This window comes from Pseudoalteromonas rubra, assembly GCF_000967655.1.
GTDB classification, from domain to species: Bacteria; Pseudomonadota; Gammaproteobacteria; order Enterobacterales; family Alteromonadaceae; genus Pseudoalteromonas; species Pseudoalteromonas rubra_A.
Genome location: NZ_JXYA01000004.1, coordinates 19,267 through 29,344, shown reverse-complemented (window position 1 = coordinate 29,344; position 10,078 = coordinate 19,267). Strand labels below are relative to the sequence as shown.

Annotated in this window: 1 protein-coding gene; it reads right to left on the bottom strand. The window is 54.2% G+C overall.

Going from position 1 to position 10,078, the window contains the following annotated elements; translation table 11 throughout:
- A complete protein-coding gene (locus tag TW77_RS02305) occupies positions 1–9,969 on the bottom strand; it encodes a hybrid non-ribosomal peptide synthetase/type I polyketide synthase (RefSeq protein WP_046003365.1) in 9,969 nt (3,322 codons plus the stop codon).
- Between the last annotated feature and the right edge of the window lie 109 nt (positions 9,970–10,078).

Below are 10,078 nucleotides of genomic sequence, written 5' to 3'. Positions count from 1 at the left end.
TTACAAGTCCATCTCCGTCATGGATTGATCATCCAATGCCACACTGATATCGCGACCACTGACAATATTACTCAGGCGCTCAACGCCATTGTGCAGGTCCGCCGGGCCCGCACTGATAAGCTCTTCCACCCGCACCGCCAGTTGCACTGTGCTGGGGTTATCAAAAATGTCACCAACCGTGGCGCTGATGGCAAAGTGCTGGTTTAACCGTGACACCAGCTGCATGGCCAGCACCGAATTACCGCCGCACTCAAAGAAATTGTGGCGAGTTCCCAGCTGCTCGGTGTTCAAAAGCTCACAGAAACAGGCCAGGATCTTTTCTTGTGTTGCACTTTGTGGCGCGCATAGCTCGGTTTGCGTGCCCTGGTTGGCGCTTGGCACCATCAGGGCGTTGCGGTCCAGCTTACCATTGGCCGTGGTTGGCCACTGCGTTAGCCAACACAGGTACTCGGGCAGCATATAAGTCGGTAGTTGATTTGCCAGCGCACTGCGCAGGACACTAATCGTCCAGCGCTGTGCCAACTGGTCCTGTTCAATGGCGTAGGCACACAGTGCCGACTGGCCTTGCGCCGTGGTTTTGACAAAAACTCGTACATCTACCTCGCCGAGCACCTTGCGTAACTGCGCTTCTATTTCACCTAATTCAATACGGTGACCATGCAGCTTAACCTGATGATCAAGTCGGCCATCGAGCTCAAACCGGCCATCGACCAGCAACCGGGCCCGGTCGCCGGTGCGATACAGCCGCTCGCTGCCATCACCCTCTAACTGATAAGTGACAAAGCGCTCTTTCGTCAGTTCAGGTCGTGCCAGATATCCCTCAGCCAGACCGGCCCCGCCGATCCACAGCTCGCCCCATACGCCCACAGGCTGAATTGCGGCATGTTCGTTCAGCACCACCAGGCGCGTGTTGGCCACCGGCTTGCCGATGGTGATGTCTTCGGGATCTTGTATCTGCGTTGTGGCAGACCAGATGGTGGTTTCGGTTGGTCCGTACATATTCCACAGCGCTTTTGCCTGGCTGAGCAATTGCGCCGCAAGGACCGGGGTTAACGGCTCGCCGCCACTCCACACGGTGAGTCCGGACACACAGTCCGGTTTTGCCGCCAACAAGAGCTGCCACAAGGTCGGGGTAGCCTGCATCACAGTCACCGGATGCTGCTCTATCAGCGCAACCAGTTCGTTCGGGTCGCTGCAAGCCTGTTCGCTGGCCAGTAATACAGTGGCACCGACAGTCAGCGGGCCAAACAACTCTAACAGGGCGATATCAAAGGCAATGGTGGTCACACTGAGCAGACAGTCGGACTGACTAAGCCCTGGCTCTTTGGCCATGGTATGTAACAGATTTGCCAGTGCGCCGTGGCTTATCTCAACGCCTTTGGGCTTACCGGTAGAGCCGGAGGTGTAAATCACATAGGCAGGTTGTTGCGCCGTGATTGGCTTAGCGTCGAAGGTATCTAAACAGCGGGCAATCTCAGTTTGGCAGGCGTCCAAATCGATAATATCAAGTCGGGTATTAGCAATGGCCACCGCGGCTTCGCTCAGCGCATCACAGAGTAAGAACGCTGCTTTGCTGTCGCTCAGCATGTCCTGCAAACGAGCCTGCGGGAAGCTCAAATCGAGTGGCAAAAAGGCAGCCCCGGTTTTTAGTACCGCCAGTAAGGCCACTAATAGTTCTGTGCGCCGCGGCAGTGCAATGGCCACCAACGCATCGCGACCAACGCCCCGGGCAGTCAGATAGTTTGCCAGCTGATTGACTCGTAACTGTAGCTGCTCATAAGTCAGTGACTGCTCTGAGCAAACAAGTGCGTTGTGCTGCGCGCTGAGCTTTACTTGCTCATCCAGTGCATCGAGCAGCAGAGGTTGTACAGAGCTTTGCAAAGTCTGCCCCAGCAGTTGTGCCCGCGCAGCCTCGTCGAGCAGGCTCACATCAGCATATGCCTGAGCGCCCTTTACCTTGGCAAACAAGGCGATGAGCGCTTGGGCGTAATTATCCATCATATCGCTGTCGTAGCGCGCGCTCAGGTATTCCAGCTCCAGCGTCCACTGTCCATCAACACATAACAAATTGCAGCTAAACTGGTACTGGCCAAAGCCGGTATCTGTAGTACAGGTTGATACGCTCAGTCCGGAAAACTCTGGCAGCTGCTGTACCTTATCCAGGTTAAACAAGGTCTGTGGCAAACACACCGGCTCATGAGTTAATTCACTGTAGGGCAAGTGTTGATGCTCGAAGGCTTCAAGCAAGCTGAACTGCACCTGCTTAACCAGCTCTCCCACTGTGACAGAGTCTCTGAACTCCACCACCACAGGTAAAATATTGGTGCAGTAGCCCGGTAAGTGCAGGTCCAGGTCGTCCGGGTTATAACCATCACTGAGCAAGCCGCGATCAGACACCGGGATACCAACGGCAATGTGCGTTTGGCCAGTCAGCTTGTTTAACCACAAGGCATATACGGCCAGCAAGGTTGCAAACTGGCCACAGCCCTGAGACTGGCTCAGCGCTTTGATTGCAGACAGCGCATCGAGTTTGAACACCCGTTTTTCAACAACAAAACTTTCCTGGCTGTCGGCGCCAAAGCGTGTGGGTAACGCCAGCGCTTCGCAAGGTGCCAGTTGGTCCAGCCAGTAGGCTTTATCCTGCGCATAGTCAGCGCTTTCCAAATAGCGCTGCACGCCGTCAACATAGGCGCTAAAGTGCACCACAGGCGGCGGAGTTACCTGACTGTTTGCGCTGCTATAATTGCTGGCAATGCGGTGCATCAGCTGTTGCAGGCTGAGCCCGTCGTAAAGCACATGGTGTGCACTAATGCTAAGCACATGTTCTTGTGCATCCGTTTGCAGCAAGTCGAACCGGCACAAAGGCTGGGCGCCAAACTCAAAGGGGCGATAACGCAACTCAGTCAGCGTGGCGCTGTCGGTGTGCTGAGTTAAAACAGGCTGTGCCAGCTTGACATGAGACAAAGTGAGCGGGTCGACCGAATAACACAGCAAGGGGTAATCCGAGCTCAGCTGTTCGATGGCCTGAGCCAGGCGAGCTTTGTCCAGATCTCCGCTTAAGCGCAGCACCGCTTGCAGGTGATATGCTTTTGCGCCATGTTCAGATTTAAGCGCCAGTGCCAGTAATTGCTGCTGTGCTCCTGTAAGCGGGAACTGCTCGGGTTGCGCATCAGCCGGGTCTGGCTCGCCAAAGTAACCGGCGGCTTTTAATGCCAGCACACTGTCTTTAACGGTCTGAATGATGGTATTGACGTCGGCCTCGGTGTGCGCCGCCGAAAGGAAACAATTACGTCCTTCCCAGATAAACACGCCGCGATTGAGCATTTCATAGAAAAACACATCCAGATTCTGGCTAAAACGAAACCGGAATAAAGAAGCAAAATGCTCTATTTGCATGGGGATGCCCTGCTTTGCAAAAAATGCATTGAGTGTCTGCGCCAGATACTGGGTTTTGTCACTGACGGACTCTTGCAGCTGCGGGCCTTGTTTTTTAATTTCACTCAGCACTGCTTTGGCACTGGCCATGACCAGCGGATGCTTACAGAAAGTCCCGGCAAAAAAGGTGGTGTCCGCCTGCGGATAAGACGCATCGCCATACTGCCAGACGCCACCATCAATGCCATCCATAAATTCATGGCTGCCCGCAACCACGCCCACAGGCAGGCCGCCACCGACAATCTTGCCATAGGTTGCCATATCCGCCTGGATCCCCAGCATGGCCTGCACGCCACCCGGATGGGCTCTGAAACCGGTGATCATTTCATCAAAGATAAGCGCAATGCCCAGCTCAGCCGTAAGTGCTCTCAGCGCCTGCAAAAATGCCCACGGCTGATGTGCCGGATGACGGCTTTGCACCGGCTCAACCAGAACCGCAGCAATCTCGTTGCCCTGCGCTCTGATGCGTTGCAATGCTGACTCTGCGCCGTATTCAAGCACCAGGTTGTCACTAATGGCACCGGCTCTGACGCCGCCACACATAGGCTCAACCACGTCACCACCCGGTGCGTTTTGCGCCAGCGTGCCGTCATAATGGCCATGATAAGCACCTTCAAACTGCACGATTTTGTTGCGACGGGTTTTATTGCGCGCCAGGCGCACAGCAGTCATCACAGCTTCAGTGCCCGAGTTGCAAAAGGTCACGCGCTCCAGAGCGGTCAGCTCGCTGATAAGCGCAGCCACTTCACAAGCCTGCGGGCTTGCCAGCCCCAGTTGCAGACCGTCTTCAATTTGTTGCTCCAGCGCCTCAGTGACAAAAGCAGGCTTGTGGCCAAACAAATTGACGCCAAAGTCCATGGTGATATCAATATATTCATTACCGTCAATATCCCAGATCCGGCTGCCTTCGCAGCGCTTACCAAACACCGGATAAAGCAGCTCTTTACTGGACAGACGGAACCCGGCCGACGCGCGACAATCCGCCAGATGCGGCCGATGCTCAGACACCATGGCTTTTGACAGTGGCGTTTTTGCACAGTAACGCTCTGTGAGCGATGCCAAATGACGTTGCACGAACTGGCTACTGGCAGCCGTGGTTATCTGCTTGTTGCCAAATCCAGGTAACACTCGGGTTGCGTCGCTTTGCGTTGTAGCCTGCGAAGTTGGCGTTACCTTTGCGGTTGCCACTTGTGGCGCGGGCGTAGATGCCAGTGCCACAGCAGAAGTTTGCTGTTCACCATTTAGGCCTTGTAACATGGCCAATTGACGGGCAGCGACCGCTTCAACACTTTGTGCAGCATTGCTGTTGTTCACCACAGCAGCAGCCTGTAATTGCTCACGACAAATCGTGGCAACCAGCTCAGTGGGTGCGTTAACTGACATTGCCTCCGCTGGCGCTACGCGTATTTGCTCACTGCTATTTGAGTGGCTCGGTGTAACCTGCGCGGGTGTCACCTGATAATCACTGTGTTCGATTATATAGGCCACCAGCAGGTCAACCGTGCTGAGCGTTTCATAAAACTGACGGACACTGAATTCAAGCCCAAACTCTCTCTCATAGGTGCGCACCGCGTTCATGATCATCAGCGAATCAACACCCATTTCCAGCAGCGGTACATGAGTCTGAATATCGGTGACCGGCATAGATAACAACCGAGATAAAGTATTGAGAACAAAGGCGCGGATCGCTTCTTCGCGAGAACCAGCCACCTGCTCGGTATTAGTTTGCGCACTCTGCTGTGCGCTTAACTCGGCGGGCAGGTCGGCTATCCAGTAGGGGCTGTGGTCAAACGGGTATAAAGGCAAAGGTACTTTGGGCTGGTGCTCACTTGCCGGGCTCTGCGCCAGGTCCAGCGCCAACCCGAGTTCAAACAAGCGTCCCTGCGCTGACAATAAACGGGGCAGATCTGCCCCTTTAGCATGCAATACATGCAAAAACTCGCACTGTTCAGCCGGGCGGTTTTCCTGCAACAAGCCGCACAAAACCGGCTTGGGGCCCAGTTCAAGGGCACAATAGGCATCTAACTGAGCCAGTTGTGCCATGCAGGCTTCAAACTCCACTGGCGCGCAGATCTGCTCAACCCAGTAGCTGGGGTCACACACCCGCAGCGCCTCTTGCTGACCGGTAGCAGACGAAATATAAGGGATTGTTGGCTGAGCATAATTGATTTGTGCAGCCACTTTGGCAAATTCACTGAGCATGGGCTGCATCAGCGGTGAATGAAATGCCCGCGCTGTGTTAATGGCTTTGTGGCGCACATTGGCGCTATCCAGCGCCGCGCACAACTTATCCATGGCGCTGTTGTGACCAGAAAATACCACGCCCGACTCGCCATGATAAGCCGACACCGACACCTGCTCGCTTATGTCAGCCACCAGTGCATCGGCCTGCGCGCGGTCACAACGCGCCGTCACCATGCGGCCATTGTCCGCCAGTGCATTCATCAGCCGGCCACGCTCGCTAATCAACCTGATTGCATCAGAGAGCGAAAATACGCCCGCAATGCAGGCTGCGGCATATTCCCCAACGCTATGACTCACCAGATAATCAGGTTTCAGGCCACGGCTAAACCACAACTGCGCCTGAGCGTATTCAATGGCAAACAAGCACACCTGGGTCCACTGGGTTTGAGCCAGGTATCGTTCACTCGGGTCGCTGTATAAAACCTCAAGCAGCCTTGGGCCTAGCGTATCGCCCAGCAGGCGATCACATTCATCAATGGCATCGCGAAACACATCTTGCGTCTCGTACAAGGCTTTGCCCATATCAGGATATTGTGCGCCCTGCCCGGTAAACAAAAACACTAGGTCACGCGCAGGTGCTTGCGGCTCATTTGCACAGTGAGCAAGCTGAGTGGAGTCATTCAGCGCGGCAACCAGCGCCTCGCGGGTTTCGCCAACAAAAGCGTGACGCGCTTCTTTGTAATGGGGCATACACGCGGTCTGACTCACAAGGGCATCAAACCTAGATGGCGTTGCTGCACTCAGCGCATTGGCATAACGGCTGGCAAGTGCTGCCAGTGAATTGGTGGATTTTGCCGACAATGGCAGCACATACCCCGAGTTTACTGACGAGGTTTTGCTATTCTGATCAGGGTAAGCAGGTGCCTGGGCACAGATCACATGGGCATTGGTGCCGCCAAAACCGAACGAGCTGACCGCCGCCAGCCTGGGTTTATCACCCTGAGCAGGCCAGTCCTGGGCTTGCGTTGCAACCCGTACCGGGAGCTTTTGCCATGGAATATGGGCATTCAGCTGCGCGGTATGCAGCTGGCCCGGCACCTGGCCTTTATTCAGGCACAATAGTGTTTTAATCAGCCCGGCAAGGCCTGCACCAGACTCAAGATGACCAATGTTGGCTTTTGCCGACCCCAACAGCAAGGGCTGATTGGCCGCACGCCCTTCACCATATACTTTGGCCAGTGCCGACACTTCAATGGGGTCGCCCAGCTCAGTGCCGGTGCCATGGGTTTCAATATACTGTACATCCGCCGGCGCAACTGCCGCACTGTGTAATGCTGCTTTGATCACCCTTTGCTGTGAAGCGCCATTGGGTGCGGTGATGCCATTACTGCGGCCGTCCTGATTGACCGCACTGCCCTTCAGTACCCCATAAATCGGATCCCTGTCGGCCATCGCCTGTGCCAGCGGTTTTAGTAACACGCAGCCAACGCCTTCGCTGCGCACATAGCCATCGGCAGCACGCGAGAAGGTTTTACAACGGCCATCCTCGGCCAGCATTTGGGCATTTTCGCAGGCATCCGTAACCTCATTGCTGAGGATCAGGTTCACCCCGCTTACCAGTGCCATAGGCATATCGCCTGCGCGGATCCCGCTCAGGGCATGATGTAAAGCCACCAAAGAAGAAGAACAAGCGGTATCGACAGAGAGGCTAGGCCCGGTGAAATTATAGGTATAAGACAAACGGTTTGCCGCAATACTCAGCGCCGTGCCGGTGCCGAGATAGGCATTGCCCTGTTGCGCCTTATTCGACATATTAAAGTAGTCATTCTGAGAAATCCCCACATACACGCCAACAGGCTGACCGGCCAATTCGGCTGGCATCATCCCGGCTGACTGAATGGCATGGAAGCTGGTTTCAAGCAACAAGCGGTGTTGGGGGTCTATGTATCTGGCCTCTGCTGGTGATATCCCAAACAATCCGGCATCAAACTGCTCGATGTTGTCCAGATATCCACCCAGTCGAGTCTGGCCTAACTCAGGGCACAGTGCCTGTCTAACTGCGTCTGGCACGCTGATGGCATCGCGTTTTTCCGTCAATAATTGCCAGTATCCATCGGCATCTGAGACCTGCGGATAGCGACACGCCATACCGATGACAGCCACATCCATGGTATCTGGCAGCGCTTGTGTCTCAGGCTCGCTTTGCTCAACCTCCGGCACTTCAGATTGCACTTTTGTGTGCTCAACAGGAGGCTGCCCCTGTACTTCAAGGCGTTCGCGCACTGACTCAAACTGACACAGGTAATGGGCAAGCTGGGCAATCGACGGATGCTCGTAAAGCACCGTGGCTTCAAGCTCAATATCATGCAGCTCCATCAACTCGCCAGAGATCCGCACGGCCTTCATCGAGTCCACCCCTAAAGATAAAAAGGTGGCATCAACATCCAGGCTATTTGGCTGGCGCTCAACCTCATCGCCCACGACTTGCTGTAACACCTTGCGCAGCGTGGCTTCAAGCTCTGAGTGATCTGGTGTGTTTGCTTTTCGCAACGGCTGTTCGTTCGCAGCTTGCGGCGCACGAGAGCGAGCCAGCACTTCAAAGGTATCGGCAAGATAATGACGTTTATTTTCCTGTCGCTGGATTTTACCGCTGGAGGTTTTGAGGATCCTGCCGGGTTTGATCAACACCACCTCATACGGCGTGATGCCATGCTGATCGGTAATTGCTGAGGTGATCGCGGCAAAAATCTCCTGCTCATTGAGCTTGCGTACGGCGGTGCGTTTTACCTGCTGAACGATTACCAGACGCTCTTCACCTTGCTCAGACAAATAAGAAAACGCCGCGCCACCGTTGTTATCCATAGCAGCATGTGCCTCAACCACGGTCAGCTCAATATCCTGCGGATAATAGTTTTTACCACGGAAGATCATCACGTCTTTGGCGCGCCCGGTCACATACAGCTCGTCCTGATAAACAAAGCCCAAATCGCCGGTTCGCAGATAAGGACCATCATTGTCATCGGCAATCCGGGCCTGAAAAATCTCTTCGGTTTGCTTGGCTTTGCGCCAGTAGCCCTGGGCAACACTGGCGCCTTTTACCCAGATCTCTCCGGTGTGCCCTTCAGCGCAACGCTGTCTGGTGTCCGGGTTTACTATCGCCAGCGTATGGCCATGCCAGGTGCTGCCGCACGACACCGCATAATAAGGCTGATTATCTGCCGAGTTGTTATCCGTAGCGTTTTGATCATAAAAGGATTCTGTGCTGGTTGAGGCTGGCGTTAATAACGAGGCCTTACCCTGATGCATGTCCTTGCTGTCGAGCTGCAATACGGAGGGGGTTTTCAGCAAGCGCCCGCCTGTGGCAAACAAAGTGGTTTCTGCCATGCCATAACAGGGGGCGGTGGCCTCCCGGCGAAACCCACAGCGTTTAAATTTCTGATAAAAACGCTCAAGCGTGCTGGCCCGCACCGGCTCGGCACCATTAAGCGCACTTTGCCAGTGCGATAAATCCAGGTTAGCCAGCTCCGCTTCTTTGATGGTGTCAACACACAGGTCGTAGGCAAAGTTGGGGGCACTGGAAGTAACGGCTTTGGTCTCGCTCAGCAACTTCAGCCAGCGCAGAGGTTTTTGCAAAAACGAGGTGGGATTCATCAGCGCGGCAGGTGCACCAATATAGATAGGGTGCAAAATACCGAAGATCAGCCCCATATCATGGAAATGAGGCAGCCAGCTCACAATAGGCGTATCGCTGCTGTGGCCAAAGGCAAGCTTCATCATTTCTTCGTTATCCATGATGTTGGCATGACTTACCATCACGCCTTTAGGGCTCCCCGTCGAACCCGAGGTATACTGCAAAAATGCCAGGTCCTGCGGAGCAATGCGGATATCCTCCCAGGGCATAGGCTCAACCTGCTCCACTCCCTCGCTGTCGGTGGCAATGATAGACACATTGCTAAGGCTGGCTTCGGCTTCAAATAACGGCTGGGCAATCTCGTAAATTTTATTGCTGGTCAGTGCACCGGTTGCCCCGGCATCTTCAATAATACTTCTCAGCCTGTCGGTATTTTGATTCTTTTTCGGCGGATAAACAGGTACGGCGACAATGCCGGCGTACAAACAGGCAAAGAAGGCTTCAACAAATTCAAACCCAGAATTATACAAGAGTAAGGCTCTGTCGCCTCTGTCGAAGTAAGTCTGCAAACGAGCTGCTATTTTTCTGGATTTTAAGTCGAGCTCTGCGTAGCTCAGGGAAACTGCCGGTTGGTTGTCTTCGAAGAAATACTGATATGCAATGTCATCGCCACGTGTCCGGGCCAATGTCACTAATGTAGCCACTAAGTCGTTATTCATGCCATACCCATACAAGGTTTATTGAGTAAGTTCCTTTGCTCAGAACATCTGACTCAATAACCCAAAGGTAAGCAGTTAAAGTGGCATCACCCCAGGTACTCAGCACAGC

Excerpts from the sequence above, each read along its gene's own strand:
- TW77_RS02305 (WP_046003365.1), bottom strand. The coding sequence starts at position 9,969 with ATGAATAACGACTTAGTGGCTACATTAGTGACATTGGCCCGGACACGT.